15 protein-coding genes are annotated in these 16,053 nt (G+C 66.1%); 7 read left to right on the top strand and 8 right to left on the bottom strand.

Annotation, left to right across the window (positions count from 1 at the left end; genetic code table 11):
* Window positions 1-74: 74 nt before the first annotated feature.
* From pepN to ABQF30_RS24885, 4 genes are all read right to left on the bottom strand, one after another.
* Window positions 75-2,645: an aminopeptidase N gene (gene pepN / locus ABQF30_RS24870; RefSeq protein WP_448468849.1), complete on the bottom strand. Its 2,571-nt coding sequence runs from the start codon at window positions 2,643-2,645 to the stop codon at window positions 75-77.
* 37 nt (window positions 2,646-2,682) lie between these two features.
* Window positions 2,683-3,057 (bottom strand): DUF732 domain-containing protein, encoded by a 375-nt coding sequence (locus tag ABQF30_RS24875; protein WP_448468851.1) that lies wholly within the window; start codon window positions 3,055-3,057, stop codon window positions 2,683-2,685.
* A 158-nt stretch (window positions 3,058-3,215) separates the two neighbouring features.
* Complete coding sequence (locus tag ABQF30_RS24880; protein WP_448468853.1) at window positions 3,216-4,535, bottom strand: MBL fold metallo-hydrolase; 1,320 nt, start codon at window positions 4,533-4,535, stop codon at window positions 3,216-3,218.
* Entirely contained in the window at window positions 4,532-6,463 is a 1,932-nt protein-coding gene (locus tag ABQF30_RS24885; RefSeq protein WP_448468855.1) for a S8 family serine peptidase, read from the bottom strand. The genes ABQF30_RS24880 and ABQF30_RS24885 overlap by 4 nt, the downstream gene beginning before the upstream one ends.
* Before the next feature lie 276 nt (window positions 6,464-6,739).
* Between ABQF30_RS24885 and ABQF30_RS24890 the strand changes: the two genes are divergently transcribed.
* The 6 genes from ABQF30_RS24890 to ABQF30_RS24915 are packed head-to-tail and all read left to right on the top strand — an operon-like array spanning window position 6,740 to window position 11,493.
* Window positions 6,740-7,348 carry a mycothiol-dependent nitroreductase Rv2466c family protein gene (locus tag ABQF30_RS24890; RefSeq protein WP_448468857.1) on the top strand — a complete coding sequence of 203 codons (609 nt, stop codon included), beginning with the start codon at window positions 6,740-6,742 and terminating at the stop codon, window positions 7,346-7,348.
* A gap of 47 nt (window positions 7,349-7,395) precedes the next feature.
* Window positions 7,396-8,790: a purine-cytosine permease family protein gene (locus ABQF30_RS24895; protein ID WP_448468859.1), complete on the top strand. Its 1,395-nt coding sequence runs from the start codon at window positions 7,396-7,398 to the stop codon at window positions 8,788-8,790.
* An 11-nt stretch (window positions 8,791-8,801) separates the two neighbouring features.
* Window positions 8,802-9,233 carry a nucleoside deaminase gene (locus ABQF30_RS24900; RefSeq protein ID WP_448469225.1) on the top strand — a complete coding sequence of 144 codons (432 nt, stop codon included), beginning with the start codon at window positions 8,802-8,804 and terminating at the stop codon, window positions 9,231-9,233.
* Window positions 9,230-10,189 carry an isopenicillin N synthase family dioxygenase gene (locus ABQF30_RS24905; protein ID WP_448468861.1) on the top strand — a complete coding sequence of 320 codons (960 nt, stop codon included), beginning with the start codon at window positions 9,230-9,232 and terminating at the stop codon, window positions 10,187-10,189. Before ABQF30_RS24900 ends, ABQF30_RS24905 begins: the two co-directional genes overlap by 4 nt.
* Window positions 10,190-10,215: 26 nt before the next feature.
* Window positions 10,216-10,695, top strand: a complete 480-nt coding sequence (locus ABQF30_RS24910; RefSeq protein WP_448468863.1) for a ribose-5-phosphate isomerase — start codon at window positions 10,216-10,218, stop codon at window positions 10,693-10,695.
* 3 nt (window positions 10,696-10,698) lie between these two features.
* Complete coding sequence (locus ABQF30_RS24915) at window positions 10,699-11,493, top strand: Fpg/Nei family DNA glycosylase (protein WP_448468865.1); 795 nt, start codon at window positions 10,699-10,701, stop codon at window positions 11,491-11,493.
* A 19-nt stretch (window positions 11,494-11,512) separates the two neighbouring features.
* Here ABQF30_RS24915 and ABQF30_RS24920 read toward each other — a convergent pair whose 3' ends face one another.
* Together ABQF30_RS24920 and ABQF30_RS24925 are read right to left on the bottom strand one after the other, a co-directional pair.
* Window positions 11,513-12,304, bottom strand: coding sequence for a DUF1542 domain-containing protein (locus ABQF30_RS24920; RefSeq protein WP_448468867.1), 792 nt, complete (start codon window positions 12,302-12,304; stop codon window positions 11,513-11,515).
* A gap of 52 nt (window positions 12,305-12,356) precedes the next feature.
* On the bottom strand, window positions 12,357-13,544 hold the full coding sequence (locus ABQF30_RS24925) for a serine hydrolase domain-containing protein (RefSeq protein WP_448468869.1): 1,188 nt from the start codon (window positions 13,542-13,544) through the stop codon (window positions 12,357-12,359).
* A gap of 294 nt (window positions 13,545-13,838) precedes the next feature.
* Here ABQF30_RS24925 and ABQF30_RS24930 point away from each other — a divergent pair, with 294 nt between their 5' ends.
* Entirely contained in the window at window positions 13,839-14,327 is a 489-nt protein-coding gene (locus ABQF30_RS24930) for a PASTA domain-containing protein (RefSeq protein ID WP_448468871.1), read from the top strand.
* Window positions 14,328-14,512: 185 nt separating this feature from the next.
* Here the strand turns inward: ABQF30_RS24930 and ABQF30_RS24935 are convergent, their stop codons facing one another.
* Together ABQF30_RS24935 and ABQF30_RS24940 are read right to left on the bottom strand one after the other, a co-directional pair.
* Window positions 14,513-14,839 (bottom strand): hypothetical protein, encoded by a 327-nt coding sequence (locus ABQF30_RS24935; protein WP_448468873.1) that lies wholly within the window; start codon window positions 14,837-14,839, stop codon window positions 14,513-14,515.
* 38 nt (window positions 14,840-14,877) lie between these two features.
* A complete protein-coding gene (locus ABQF30_RS24940; protein ID WP_448468875.1) occupies window positions 14,878-15,744 on the bottom strand; it encodes a hypothetical protein in 867 nt (288 codons plus the stop codon).
* Window positions 15,745-16,053 lie beyond the last annotated feature (309 nt).

Consider the following 16,053-nt stretch of genomic DNA (forward strand, 5'->3'; position numbering starts at 1 on the left):
CAAACTGCTGCTGTTTGACGGCGTGTCGGGCAACTGACGCGCACGCTCGCGGTGCAGGGTGACCCCCTTGACCTCTAGTCCACGTCGAAGGCGCGGGCGCGCAGTGAGCGCTCGACGCCGGCGCGGCCTTCGACCACCAGGCGGCGTAGAGCGGGTGGCACGTCCGGGTCGGACAGGAACCGGTCGGCCGCGTCCAGCCCGTCCTGGCTGATGTCCCATGACGGGTAGAGCCCGATGACCACGGTCTGGGCGACCTCGCTGGAGCGTCGCTGCCACACGCCGGAGATCGCGCCGAAGTAGCGGTCCCGATACGGCGCCAGCAGCTCGGCCTGCCCCGGCTGTACGAAGCCGCCGACGATCGCGCGGGTGGTGATGTTGGCCATCGTGTCGTCCTCGATGACCTGCTCCCAGGCCGCGTCCTTGACCGCCGCTTGCGGCCGGGCCGCCGACGCCGCCGCGGCCTGGCGCTTGCCCGCCGCTGTCGGATCGCGCTGCGCCTCGGCATCGATGAACGGCGTCTGCGGTCCGTCCGCGTCGACCTGTCCGGAGCGCGCCAGCGCGGTGACGATCCGCCAGCGCAGGTCGGTATCGACCTCGACGCCCGGCAGTCCCAGCGTCACCGGATCCTTGTCCAGCAGATCGGCCAGCACGATCGCGTGCTGCGTCGACAGCACCGAGGTGCACAGCGCGTTGATGAACGCCAGCTGATGATCGGATCCGGGCGCGGCGCCGCGGGCCAGCTCGAGCAGGCGGTCGGCGAACGCCGGCCAGCCATGGGTGGCGGCCCATTCCGGATCGGCGTAGGAGATCAGCGCGGTCTGCGCCTGCAGCAGCAGCCGCTGCGCCACTCCGACCTCGGTCTCGGCGTGCACGCCGCCGGCCACCAGGGCCACGAAGTCGCGGGCCTTCATCTCGGCCTCGCGGGTCATCTCCCAGGCGGCCGACCAGGCCAGGGTGCGGGGGAGCGGTTCGGCGATGTCGGCGATGCGGGTCAGCACCGTCGACAGCGATTCGGGATCCAGACGCAGCGAGCAGTAGGTCAGGTCATCGTCGTTGACGAGAATGAGCTTGCCGCGTGGAATACCGACCAGCGCAGGCACTTCGGTGAGGTCACCTTCAACGTCGAGCTCTTCGCGGTGTACCCGCACGAGCTTGCCGTCGACGTCGTCATACACCCCGACCGCCAACCGGTGCACGCGCGTCTCGCCTGCGCCGGGCGCCGCGCCGGACTGGGCGATCGCGAACCTGGTGAACGCGCCGGAGCCGTCCACGTCGAAATCGGCACGCAGCGTGTTGAGTCCCGTTGTCTTCAGCCATTGCCGGCCCCACCCCGACAGGTCGCGCCCGGAGGCCTTCTCCAGCGCGCCGAGCAGATCGCCGAAGGTGGCATTGGCGAAGGCGTGGTCGCGGAAGTAGTCACGCAGCCCCGCCAGGAATTCCTCCAGCCCGACGTAGGCCACCAATTGCTTCAAGACGGATGCGCCCTTGGCATAGGTGATCCCGTCGAAGTTCACCTCCACGGCGGCCAGGTCCGGAATATCGGCGGCCACCGGATGCGTCGAGGGCAGCTGATCCTGCCGGTAGGCCCACGACTTCTCGACGTTGGCGAACGTCGTCCAGGCCTCCTTGTACTCGGTCGCCTCGGCCTGGCAGAGCACCGAGGCGAACGTCGCGAACGACTCGTTGAGCCAGAGGTCGTCCCACCAGGTCATTGTGACCAGGTCGCCGAACCACATGTGCGCCATCTCGTGCAGCACGGTCTCGGCACGCCGCTCGTAGGACGCCCGGGTGACCTTCGACCGGAAGACGTAGTCCTCCAGGAAGGTCACCGCGCCGGCGTTCTCCATCGCGCCCGCGTTGAACTCCGGCACGAACAGCTGGTCGTACTTGCCGAACGCATACGGCGCCCCGAAATTGGCGTGGTAGAAGCCGAAACCCTGCTTGGTCTCGGTGAACAGCCGCTCGGCGTCCATGAACTCGGCCAGCGACTTGCGGCAGAACAGGCCGAGCGGAATCTTGCCGTGCTCGTCGGAGTATTCGTCACGCCACACCGCGTACGGGCCGGCGATCAGCGCGACGAGGTAGGTGCTCATCCGCGGCGTGTTGGTGAAAACGTGGGCACCACCATCGGCACTGACGGTCGCCCCGTTGGAGATCACCTCCCAGTGCGGCGGCGCGGTGACCTGGACGTCGAAGGTCGCCTTGAGGTCGGGCTGGTCGAAGCACGCGAACATCCGCTTGGCGTCGGCGGTTTCGAACTGCGAGTACAGGTAGACCTCGTCGTCGACGGGGTCCACGAAGCGGTGCAAACCCTCGCCGGTGTTGGAGTACAGGCAGTCGGCGTCGATGACGACGACGTTGTGCTCGGCAAGGCCGGTCAGCGCAATGCCGTCGCACTCGTCGTATGCGGACACGTCGATCGCCTTGCCGTTGAGTGTCGCGCTGTGGATCTTGTCGGCCGCGAGGTCGAGGAAAGTGTCCGCACCGGCCAGCGCGTCGAACTCGACGGTCGTGGTCGACCGGAAAGTGCGTTCGCTCGGCTTGCCTTGGCCGTCGGTGAGGTCGAGGACGATGCGGTAGTTGTCGACGGTGACCAGAGCTGCGCGCTCGATGGCCTGATCGCGAGTGAGATTGGGAAGTGCCACCCGTCCAACTTATCGGCTGCCTGACGGGCGGGCCCGGCTACGGGCGCAGCAGGTTCAGACCGGGGGTCGCCAGCATGCTCAGCAGGGTGCCGTTGTTGATGGACGAAATCATCTGTGGGCAGTACATCGAGATCGCGATCCCGGTGAAGAAGGCCGCCATGTCCGGTGAGATGCCGTTGTCGCCGCGCAGCCTGGAGGCGACCGAGGCGAACGATTTGCCCGGCTCGACCAGCATCGGACACACCTGCTGGCCGAGCGCGACAGCCGCGCCCGGATCGTTGTAGGTCACCCCGCCGCTGTTGAGTGCGGCCAGGAACGAATCGTCGATCGGGTCGGCGTGGGCCGGTGCAGCGGTCAACATCGCCGCGGCGACGCCGGCGATCACAGGGGCGATCATGGTGCGAGCGGTCATGAACCGGCTCCTCCAGTTGTCACGGAGAGCACTCAGAGCGCTCTAGTACCTTTGGCAACACTGGTGTACCAGGGTCACAGAGGCAACACGATTCGATAAAGATCCGCACACTATGCGTTTCCTGTGCGCGGTTTCCGCGGCGGGTGTGCAAACAGCCGTCACACCTCGATCGTGTGAACCGTCGCGTCGTCGTCGAGCACCCGCACCGTGACCACGTCACCGTGGTCCTGCTCGGCCTTTGTGGCCTCGGCGATCGCCTCGCGCATCACGGTGCGCTTCGCCTCGGAATCCGGCCTGGTGTCCGACGTGGTGAACCACAGCGTGAACGGTGTGGCCGGGTCGGCCTGAAGGCGGGTTTCGATTATGGTCCGCACCACCGACGGGTTGGGGTTGCCCGACGCACCGTTACCGCTCAGCACATAGTGCTCGGCCAGGACCCGGCGCGTGAATTCGGCGCTGACGTTGTGCTCCGCGCCGTGGTGCTGCACCTTGAGCACATTGCACCGGAACGGTTCGCGGCGAAGCAGTTTCGCGGCCTTGAGCCCGTCGATGATCTCCGGTTCGGCCGCGTCTCCGGTGAGCAGGCAGGTGCGGCCGTGTTCCTCGGCGAGCAGGATGATCGACGCCCGGTTGGGTACGGTCACCTTAGATGCGTTGGCTTTCTTGATGATCTCGGCCTGGGCGGTCACGTTCTGGATCAGTTCTTTGGACGCGTCGAGCGCCATGTCCAGCGGGACGCCCCCGATGGCCAATGCCGGGCTGCGTGAGCCCCCACGGCGGGTGCCTCGTGGCGGCGCGGCGTCGAGCAGCACCTTGAATTCTTTGCGCAATTCGGTGATGTGCTTTTTCGCCGGTCCCAGCACGCTGAGCTTGAGCTCACCCAGATTCTCGACATGAATCGGACTGCGCAGCAACACCATTCCGTTGAACGGGTGGTTGAACGGGATCGGCACCCTGCCACCTTCGATCTTGAGCATCAGGTCCTCGCCCTGCTTCACGCTGGTGGCGAGGTTGGCCAACGCCAGCGCGGGTTCGGGCACTTCGGTGGCGTCGGCGCCGTATGCCAGGTCGACCGCAGCTCCGACGCTCTGTGCCAGATTGCCCGCCGGGTCGGCGAGCTTGTCGCCGAGTTGGCGACGCCATGAGTTGTGCCAGATCCCCTTGATTTCAGGTGGTTTCGGAACCTTCGGGGGCCGCAGGGTGTCACGTTCGTCCGGGTCAGCTTGCTGGTGTTCGAAACTAGCCCACTTCTCCACGGCATCCAGGAGCGGGATGATGCCGGTGATGTGGTCGGCGTCGATGTGGGAGACCACCACGAGGTCGAGCGCCTTGCCTTCGGTCGCCAGTGCATCGAGCATCGGCTGGGTGCATTCCTTGAAGCTGGTGCGCCGGCCGCCGTCGACGAGAACCCGGTGCCCGTCGGCCGATTCGAGCAGCATGCAGTCCCCGTCGGTGGCATGGAATACGTGCAGCTTCATTTTCGGTCCCCTGCGTTGTAACTGGCTGCTTCTGCGACGCAACCCGCAGGGTTGATCAACCCGAAGCCGGCGTCTTTTCGCCAGTTGAAGTTGTGTCCGATCAACGGCGTGGACGTCGCCCGGATGATGCCCTGGATCTGCGCGGCGGTGAGCCACGGGTGTGCTGCCAGCATCAGCGCCGCGACCCCGCACACATAGGGGCTGGCCATGCTGGTGCCCGTCATCGCCGTCCACTGGTTCCATGGATCGAAGCCGCACGCCGCGACCACATCGGTACCGTCGGCGCCGATATCGGGTTTGCAGCGGCCGTCTCGGGTGGGGCCGCGGCTGGAACTGACGTTGACCTTCTCGCGCCGGGCGTCGATGTTGGCCACCGCGATCACCCGGTCCGGGCAGGCCAGCGAGTTGATCATGCGGTCGGCGCTGTATGAGCCCGGTCCGAAGTAGGACGGGAAATCCCACAGGTTTCCGCCCCAGCGCTGCGGATCGTCGCGTTCGATCCAGGCGTCAAAACCGCCGTCGCGCACCACGATTCCGTGCAGTCGCACGGTCCACTGCCCCGGCGTAATGGGTTTCGGCGGTGGTTGCATGCCGTCGACCGGATCGGGGAACCGCGGCGAGAGCAGTATGGAGATCCGATTGGAACCGTTTGCCGGATAGTAGGTTTCGTTGACGATGCTGACCCGGGTGCCGTCGTCGAGGCGCTTGTTGATCAGCTCCTTGTTGGGTTTGATCCACGGGCTCCAGGCACCGCCAGGTGGCCGGACTGCCACCTCGATTCTGTCCTGTGCGTGGTACCAGATCTCCATCTCGTTCTCCGAGACGTCGGCGATCTGGTCATTGCCCTCGACGATCCAGGTGAGGTCGCGGCGCAACCCGGTGGCCCGCAGCGTGCCATTGGCATGGATTCGGCCGGTGATGAAGCCGCGGTCCTCGCTCGTGGCCGGTTCGGTCTGCCCCGAGTTCCCGCTGGCGATCGCGATGCTGCGGCCACGGTTCGACAGCGCGTGATCGATCCACTGCGCGGTGGGGCTCGTGGAATCGTGGGCATGTCCGTTGGTGCCAAGGCTGATGTTGAGCGACACGGACAGCGCGCCGCCGTCCCCGCCGAGTTCGGCGGCGAGGTCCAGCAGGTAGTCGACGGCGTCGGTGACGCGGGTCGAATCGTAGAAGCCGACCGGGGCTTCCCCGGACTGGCTGCCGAGGTCGATCAGCACCCCGGCCAGCCGGGCCTTGCGCGCCACACCGCGGTTGCCCGCCGCGATCGACGCGACATGCGTGCCGTGCGATCCCGGCACCATCTGCGACTGGGGTTCGAGCGAGGTGGCCGCCATCCGGCGCTCGGCGGCGGCATCGATCGCGGTGTCCATGTGGCGCTTCCGGATCAGCGACCCGTACTCGAAGCCGTTCTTGTCGCCGGCCCGCCCTGACGGCGGCGGACGGGTGCCACCCCCTTGATCCCAAATGGCTTCGAAACGGGTGTGGCCGGTTTCGTCGAGGAAATCGGGGTGGGCGAAGTCGAACCCGTTCACGTCGATGATTCCGACAAGGACACCCTCGCCGTACTTGTGTTGTTGCCGGCATTTCGTGATGCGGCGAAGACCGAAGTCCGGGGCACGATCGGATTTGGTTTCCGTGGGCCTCGGCGCGCTGAGACTCAAGCCGGTCTCCACGTAGCCGACACCTGGAATGAGGGCGATCCTGCCGACATCGCGGGTGCTCACCTCGACCATCGCGGTGTTGGACTTCCATCGCACCCGGCGCGCCGTCCCCGCCAGCGCGTCGGTCACGATGCGCCGGCTGTTGTCGTCGAGTTCGGCGTCGAGGTGCACGTAGACGCTGATCATGGTTTCGGTGGGATGGGCGGCGTCCACTGCTACCGATGAGCTTTGCCGGGCCCGCGCGTGGTTCGTCTGCTCGGAAGTCATCGCTATCACTTCCACCTTGGGCGCCAGTCCCATTGCAGCCGGTTTTGGATCGGCGTTGATCATGTGTGCCTCTCTGCCCACCAGACCAGTGCGATCACGATAGAACCGGGCGGCCGCACCGCGGATGCGTAATCGACTACTCGTTTTTTGTCCGCTCCCCGACTTTGCTGCCGCGGCGGCGCGAGCGGCAGGATGGGTATGACGGGAACAGTCCGGGGGCGCCCGGAGTTGTGCTGCACGGAGTTCTGCCCAGGTTCGCATCGAGAGGACATGTTGATGGCTCAAAAAGATGTCGCAGGTTTCTGGTTCGACCCGCTGTGCCCGTGGTGCTGGATCACTTCACGCTGGATCCTCGAAGTGGAGAAGGTCCGCGACATCGAGGTGCAGTTCCACGTGATGAGCCTGGCGGTGCTCAACGAGGGCCGCGATCTGCCCGAGGAATACCAGGAGATGATGAAGAAGGCCTGGGGTCCGGTCCGGGTCGCCATCGCCGCCGAGCAACTCAAGGGCCCGGAGATCCTCTCGCCGCTGTACACCGCGATGGGCTTCCGGATCCACAACCTGGACAACAAGGATTTCGACGAGGTCATCGCGCAATCCCTCGAGGAGGTCGGGTTGCCTGCCGAACTGGCCGAGGCCGCCAACACCGACAAGTACGACGAGGCGTTGCGCAAGAGCCACCACGCCGGCATGGATGCCGTCGGTGAGGACGTCGGCACCCCGACCATCCATGTGAACGGCGTCGCCTTCTTCGGCCCGGTGTTGTCGAAGATTCCGCGCGGCGAAGAAGCCGGCAAACTGTGGGACGCGTCGGTGATCTTCGCCTCCTACCCGCATTTCTGGGAGCTCAAGCGCACCCGCTCTGAGCGCCCCGAATTCGACTAGGCCCATTCAGCTTGCGTTACACCGCGGTTCACGCCACGGTGTAACGCATGACAGCCCCTGAGCCCAGCACCGACGGCTCTTATCGCGACCGAATCGCAGCGGTCGAACCCGGCGGCAACGAGTTCATCGCCGAGGCGGATCGGCACGGTAAGCCCAGTCAGCTGCTGTGGACCTGGGCATCACCCAACCTGGAGTTCGCCACCATCTTCCTCGGCGTGCTCGCCGTGGCCTACTTCGGAATGACCTTCTGGCAGGCGGCAGCGGGCATCGTGATGGGTGCCGGCCTCGGTGCGCTCGCGCACTTCTTCCTGTCCGCCCGCGGACCGCGACATGGTGTGCCGCAGATGGTGTTGGGGCGCTTGCCGTTCGGTTTCAAGGGCAACATCGTGCCGTCGACGTTGATGGCGATCACCGCCGGCGTCGGCTGGTTCGCCACCAACAGCGTCAGCGGTGCATTCGCGCTTTCGACGTTGTTCGGGATCGGCCCGCTGCTGGCGCTGGTGTTGGTGGTCGCGATCCAGACTGCGCTCGCGTTCTTCGGGCACAACTTGGTGCAGGCGTTCGAGCGCTGGGCGTTCCCGGTGCTTGCGGTGATCTTTGCGATCACGTCGGTCGTGATCCTCACCAACGCCGATCTGGGTGCGCCTGCGGTCGAGGGTGGCCTGGGCGGGGTGGGTGGTTTCCTGCTGACGGTCGGGACCACCTTCGGTTACGTGGCGGGGTGGGCGCCATATGCGGCCGACTTCAGCCGCTATCTGCCGAGCACTGTGTCGCCGGTCCGCACCGGCTTGTTCGCCGCGGCAGGCCTTTTCCTGGCGTGCACGGTCCTCGCGATCGTCGGTGCGGCCTCGGTCACCATCGTCACGGCCGCCACTGACAACCCGACCGACGCGTTCACCAGCTCGCTGCCCGGTTGGCTCGCCGCGGCGACGCTGCTGGCCATCGCGATCGGCGCCGTCGCGGCCAACGCGATCAACGTCTACTCGGCCGGGATGGCGTTCGTCACCACCGGAGTCAAGCTGCCCGCGCACCTCGCGCGGGCGTTGGCCACGGCATTTTTCGGGGTGGCCGGGTTCCTCATCGCCTGGTGGGCACTGGCCGATGCGGCCACCAGCTACAAGGGATTCCTGTTCCTGATCGCCTACTGGGTCGGCCCATGGCTGGGCGTCGTCTTCGCCGATCAGTATCTTCGCCGCGGTCACCGGGTCGACGGATTTCTCTATGACCGCAATTACTCCAACTGGCCGGGGCTACTGTCGTTCCTGATCGGTCTTGTGGTGTCGGTGCTGCTGTTCTGCAACCAGGAGTTGTTCGTGGGCTATGTGGTCCGGGCGGTGCACGAGCTGGGCGATATCGGGTTCTTCGTCGGATTTGCGCTCGCCGCCGGCTGCTATCTGACGCTGTGCCGGTCCAAGATCCAATCCGAACGGGTGGCGCTGTGAGTCCTGGGGAAATGCTCGACGTCGCGGTCGAGGAAGCTCGAAAAGGGTTGGCCGAGGGCGGTATTCCCATCGGAGCGGCACTGTTCACCACCGACGGGGTGCTGCTGGGCAGCGGACGCAACCGCCGCGTACAGAATGACGACCCGTCCGTGCACGGGGAGACCGACGCGTTCCGCAACGCCGGCAGGCAGCGCGACTACCGGTCGACGGTGATGGTGACGACGCTCTCGCCGTGCTGGTACTGCAGCGGGCTGGTGCGTCAGTTCAACATCGGCGCGGTGGTGATCGGGGAGTGCCGCACGTTCACCGGCGGCCACGATTGGCTGGCCGAAAACGGTGTACAGATCACACTGCTCGATGATCAGCGGTGCGTGACAATGATGGAGGAGTTCATCGCGGCACGGCCCGAACTATGGAACGAGGATATCGGGGTGGCTGAGTGAGTGCCATTGCGACGGTTGATATCTCACGCTGGTATGCGGGCGGCGCCGAAGCGGACGCAGTTGCCGCCGAGGTCGACGCTGGTCTGCAGCGGGCCGGGTTCATCGTGGTCACCGGCCACGGCGTGGACACCGAGCTGGCCGCTCGGGTGCGCGCGGCCAGCCGCGAGTTCTTCGCGCTGCCCGATGACGTCAAACAGCGCTATTCGGTGCCCGTCGGGGGGCACGGCTGGATCGGCCCGGGCGCCGAGGCCAACGGCTACGCCGAAGGCACCGAGACGCCACCGGACCTCAAGGAGAGTTACAGCCTGGGCGCCGAGACGGCCACCGGCGATCCCGAGGTCGACCGGATCTGGTTCGCGCCCAACGTGTGGCCGGCCGAGGTGCCTGCACTGCAGCCGTTGATCGCCGAGTACACCGCGGCGATGCGCAAGCTCTCCGACGATCTGCTGGAGCTGTTCGCCCACGCGCTCGGACTCTCCGTGAATCCCTTTGTGGCACTTGCGGACCAGCCGACATGGACGATGAACATCAACCACTATCCGCCGGTGAGCGTGGTGGGTGAGCCAGAGCCGGGACAGTTCCGGATCGGGCCGCACACCGACTTCGGAACCGTGACGGTGCTCGACCGCGAGCCCGGCGCCGGGGGACTGCAGGTGTACTCCGAGGCCGAAGGCTGGGAGGACGCTCCTTGGGAACCGGGTGCCCTCACGGTCAACATCGGCGATCTGCTGGAGTACTGGAGCGGACGGCGCTGGCCCTCGGGTCGCCACCGGGTGCTACCGCCCCAGCCGCATGCACCGGAAGAGGATCTGGTTTCGCTGATCTACTTCTACGAGGCCAACCACGATGCGTTGGTCACTCCGCTGGAACCACCGATCGGCCGGGTGCCCGGACTGGAGCCGGTGACGTCGTCGGCGTTCATCAAGGAGCGTCTCGACGCCATCACGATCGGGTGACACCGGCGTCTGCCAGAATGACCGGCATGCGCGTCTACCTGGGTGCCGACCACGCCGGACTCGAATTCAAGCAAACGATCATCGACCATTTGAAGAAGAACGGCCACGAGCCGATCGACTGCGGGGCGTTCAGCTACGACGCCGAGGACGACTATCCCGCCTTCTGCATCGCCGCCGCGGAGAAGACGGTCGCCGACCCGGGCAGCCTCGGCATCGTGCTCGGCGGCTCGGGTAATGGCGAGCAGATGGCCGCGAACAAGGTGCCGGGCGCCCGCTGTGCGCTCGGTTGGAGCGTCGAAACCGCGAAGCTGGCCCGTGAGCACAACAACGCACTGCTGATCGGTATCGGTGGCCGCATGCACACCACCGAGGAGGCCCTGGCGATCGTCGACGCGTTCCTGTCCACGCCGTGGTCGGGCGCCGAGCGGCACCAGCGCCGCATCGACATCATGGCCCAGTACGAGAAGGACCACGTCGCACCGCCGGTTCCGGGCGCGCCGGCCTGACCCGTGCCTGAGGGGCACACCCTGCACCGGCTGGCCCGGCTGCATCAACGCCGCTTCGGCCGGGCGCCCGTCATGGTGTCCAGCCCGCAGGGCCGGTTTTCCGACGGTGCCGCAGCGGTCAACGGCCATACCCTCAAACGTGCCAGCGCGTGGGGCAAGCATCTGTTCCATCACTACGACGGCGGCCGGGTGGTGCACATCCACCTCGGGTTGTACGGCGCATTCACCGAGGTGCCGGTGCCCTTACCGGTGCCGGTCGGCCAGGTGCGGATGCGGATGGTCGGCGCAGAGTACGGCACCGATCTACGTGGTCCCACCGTCTGCGAGTTGATCGCCGAACCCGAGATCGCCGATGTGATCGCCAAACTCGGCCCCGACCCGCTCCGCGCCGATGCCGACCCGACGCTGGCCTGGAAGCGGATCACCAAGTCGCGCAAGGCTATCGGTGCGTTGCTGATGGACCAGACGGTCATCGCGGGCGTCGGCAACGTCTATCGCAGTGAACTGCTGTTCCGCCACGGCATCGACCCCTATCTGCCCGGTATCCGATTGGGACAGGACGAGTTCGACGCACTGTGGACCGATCTGGTCGAGCTGATGAAGGTCGGGGTGCGCCGCGGCAAGATCGTCGTGGTCCGGCCTGAGCATGACCACGGTGCACCGTCATATGGACCCGGCAGGCCCCGCACCTACGTCTACCGCAGGGCGGGGGAGCCGTGCCGGGTCTGTCGGACGCCGGTGCGCACCGCAGTGCTGGAGGCCCGCAATCTGTTTTGGTGCCCCACCTGCCAGGTGTGAACGGGCTGGGGGTTAGGCGTCAGAACCCGCCGAAATCCCCACCGAAGTCGCCGCCGCCCCAGTCGCCGCCGGTGTCCATGCCGCCCCAGTCGCCCGCGCTGTCGCCGCCGCCGTCCATCCCGCCGTCCTGTCCTGAGGCGAGTCCATCGGAGGCGCCGTCGCCGTGGCCGCTCTCGAAGGCCTGGGCGTCATAGCCGACGCCTGCCATGCCGCTGAACATCGTGCTGAACAACAGCGCCGATCCGATACCCCAGGCGCCCGCGACGAGCGCAGGCTTCCACCACGGTTCGGAGTACCAGCCTGCGGGGACCGGGCGTCCCGCGACGCGTCCGCCGGGGTAGTAGTTCGGGGTGCGCTCCGAGGGTGTCGGGGAGGCCTCGATCTGGCGGCCTTCGAACTCGACGCGTCGATCCTCGGTGACACTGCCCGCGGTGCGTTGGCCCGCAAGGGATTCCAGTTCGGGGCCGGGATCCATGCCCATCGCCGTCCGCGCGGCGCGGACGTAGTAGAGCCCCTCGATCGCGCTCTCCTTGGCCAGTGCGGCCTGCGTGGCCGTGGTGGCCTGGTCGATCTGCGACGACGCCGCTGTGTAGCGCTCGGACGCGTCGACGAGAGCCTGCCTGGACGCTTCGTCGTTGCCGGTCAGGTTGAGCACCTGGCCGCCGAGCCGCTCGATGATTCGGCGCGCGTCCGCCTTGGCGTCGGCCAGGGATTCCGCCGAGCGACGGCTACTCGCCTTCGACGAGCTGTAGACCGCGAAAGCGATCCCAGCGATGACGAGAATGATCAGTACCAGCACGACGCTGTTCATGGCGTCCAGCGTACCTACAGGAAACGGTGTTTCCGGGTCTGTGAACAGGCCCTTAAATTACGCCCAGAGCGGAGTACACCTCGTTGGACAGCGCGACGGTGCGTGGGTCGGCGTTGCACTTCGTGGCGTCGAAACGATTCATCACGTACGCGTAGCCGATCCGGTGTTCCAGGTCGACGAATGCGAACGAGCCACCGGATCCGCCGTGGCCGAACGTGCGCGGGTTCGGGCCCGCCACCCGACGCTGATTGAGCATGTAACCCAGGCCCCAGCCGTGATCGGCGACGCGCGGACCGAGCACGACGTCGGTGTCGAATCCGCCCTGCGAGACCCGGCACAGCTCCATGTGCTCCCGGCTCAGCAGCTTCTCCTGGGCCAGGGCGTTGTAGAACGTCGCCATGCCCAGCGCCGACACGTGCGCGTTGGTGCTCGGGAATTCGGCTGCCCGCCAGGTCCCGATGGCCCGGGCCCCCAACTCGTCGTCGGGCACGAAGTTCATCGACACCGCCCAGCCGGCCATCGGATGGGCGTCGAGCCCGTCGGGCGGCGCTGAGACTCCGCTGTCGGCTAACAGCCCACGCACCGTGGGCTTGTTCACCATTTCGGCGCAGCGGTGGTGCTCGGCGGCGGGCAGCCCAATATGGACATCGATACCGAGTGGCTCGGCGATCTCGGTGCGCAGATACTGGCCCAGCGTTCGGCCCGTCACCCGGCGGATCACCTCACCGAGAATGAACCCGAACGTCACCACGTGGTAGCCCTGCGCGGTACCCGGCGGCCACCACGGCTCAGCGACCGCGATGCGCTGGCAAACACTGTCCCAGTCAGCGACGTCACGCCAGCCCATGGGTTCGCGCGGGCCGATCACCCCCGACCGGTGTCCGAGCACCATGGCCAGCGTGATGTCCTGTTTGCCCGCCTGGGCGAACTCCGGCCAGTAGCGGGCCACCGGTGCGTTCAGGTCGATCTCACCGCGATCGGCCAGCAGGTGCACGCAGGTGCTCGCCAGGCCTTTGGACCCGGAGAAGACGCTGGCCAAGGTGTTTTGGGTCCACGGCCGGCCCGCGGCGGTGTCGGCATGCCCGCCCCACAGGTTGACCACCAGATCACCCTCGACCCAGACAGCGACGGCAGCGCCGACCTCGCCGCGCTCGGCGAAGTTGTGCTCGAACGCGTCGCGCACCTTCTCAAAGCCGGACGCGCAAGTCCCGTTGGTCGTGACTGTCGGTTGGTCCCTCAACGATCCCTCCCTATATCGGCGAAGGCCCTGACCCGAGCGGGCGACTTCGATAGCACCCGCGAACCGATCCGAATGTCTGTATCGCCCGATCGTAGGCGGCTGTCGCCCAGTACACCGATAGCCGGAGCGGGATTGTTACTGCCTCGGAACCTTCGGCATTTTCCACGGGGTGGCCTTGATTCGCTGAGTAAAGTCAGTGTCAGGGTCCAGTTCTACGTGGTGTGCCGACGGGTCGCGGCCGCGGAGATAGGCAGACGCTGCCAGCGCACCACCCGAAAAGGGGAGGTCGGACGCGTGGCAAAGCTCAGAGGTCGTCAGATTGTGGTCGGTAGCGCTGCCGGGTTCGCGTTGTCGGTTGGTGCGTTGTTCGGGTCCGGCCTGGCGGGCGCCGCCCCGCCGGACGTCGTCGGCGAGACGTATGCCGACGCGGCGTCCACGCTCGAGGAGGCCGATCTCACACCCAAAGTGATCGCCACCGTCGGCGGCCGGCTACCTCAGGACGAGTGCATCGTCACCAGCGTCAGCGATCACAAATACCTGCGCCCGGCGACCGACGACACCATCTATGAGTACAGCTGGGACGAAGTGTGGCTGTCGTTGAACTGCAATGGCAGCCATGCCACCGCCAACTCACCGGGTGCGTCCGTGGCTTCTCCGGAAGGGCGCGAGGCTGCAGACCATGAGGAAGAGGTGCAGTGGCGTTCGGAGAATCCCGAGTGGTGCGAGGACGCCATGCTCGAGCATCCGGAGTGGGGCGAAATGGAAGGCTGCACCTACGAGTGAGCCAAGGGCGCGACGACGATGGTGCCCAGCTGTTCGCGCTGGCGCTGGCCCGGTTCAGGCGAGTGAAGTAGGCCAACGCCGACGACCACGCCGAGGCGATGGGCGGCTGGACGCGATGGCAGCCGCACCGGACTACGGGGAAAACGTTGTGCCGCTGAGAGGTTGATGCGCGATTGGCTGCGCTTTCACCAAGCCATCATGTCTACGAGTTCGATGTCGGTATCGAACGGCACGTGCATGTTGGAGTCTGACGCTGGAGTGCCGTCAGGTAGCTGGGATTTCCGGTACCACACGGTGACTCCTGGGGCCGCGCCTTCGTTGACGTGCTTGACCTTCAGGATCTTCAGGCCGTAGTTGTAGCCGTTCTCGTGGGCACCGATCCACTGACCAATGTGGGTGTCGTTCAGGTCGCGGGCCTTAATGCGCACAACTCTTACGGCTGCGTGCGTCTCCGGTCCACCGGGGACAACATCGACGATGGCCATCTCGGCTTCTTCCGGGTCAGGTGTCATCCGAACCTCCGTTGGGTGAAGTGTTGTGCCGCTTCCCCCTACTGCTGGATGTGTCCGCTCTCGAACCAGCCAACAAGGGTCACTGCCAGGATTACTGCTGACTCGGCCTCTTCCTGGGTGACGGCAGGAACCCCGACAGTCGAGGGTCCACCGTGGCGGTCGTGGTGACCGCGCCAGAGGGTGCGGAGCATGCCGACGAGGACGTCGTGGGTAGGCGCGAGATGGTGTTCCCGAAGATGCGGGAGCCTCCAGGTTCCGCCATCAATCGTGCGGATGACATCGCCGAGCGTCGATTCAGCCTTGCCGGTCGGCACCACCGGGATGGACGCATCCTCCACTGCTTTGACCGCCAGGGCGTAGGCGTTCGACGGGTCGGGGTTGACGCCGAACGCCTCTTCCCACGCAGCCGCCAATCTCTTACCCGCGTTGGGCTTTTGGAATGCCGCTTCGGCAGCGGTCTTGACTCCCTGGGGTACGCGGCGGACAAGTCCGGACTTGCCCTGTCGGTCACCGATCTCCCAAGCGGCCCCTGATTGGACGAGGATCTTGCCCAGCTCGTCAATCGCTCCGCTCCGGCGGTGAAGTTGCGACGCGAGAAAGTCGACCAGCCGCCAGGTCAAAAGGTCTGGGCCCCGGACTGCGTTCTGGACAGCGTGAAAACTCTCGTCGGGGTACGGGCCATGGTCTGCGATTGAGATCTTCAGGACTCGTTCACATTCCCGCGCGAGGCGGGGATTGAAGATCCGAGTCCTCTGTGTCGAGCCAGACGCCGAGAACCGATCGAAGATCCATGTCCACAGTGACCGGTAGAGGTAATCTGGCACGCCCTCGCGGAGCGCCGTGAACACCTCGACCTCAACTTCTCCAAGTTCGAGAGGTTCCCACTGGTCGTCGGTCATCGTCATGCTTCCGGTCCTTCGGTCCGCCCTTGGCGGCATTTCTCAGGGCTCTGTCGTAATCGAGCCCGACTGCAATTCACGGTATACGAACATCTGTTCGATGCAATGCGACACGCCGGGCGCGGGGTGGCCATGAGTGGCCGTCACGCAACACTGGTAACTCCAGGCTCGGGAGTCCCAGCGGTAACAAAGGAAATGCCCGTACCGCTCTGAGTGGCGGTACGGGCGCGGTACGGGAATTCCGTCCGAACGTCTGCGCTACCGCGTCGCCGCAGGTAGCTGGTGGAGCGGGCGGCGGGAATCGAACCCGGCGTA

The organism is Mycolicibacterium sp. XJ870 (assembly GCF_053483975.1).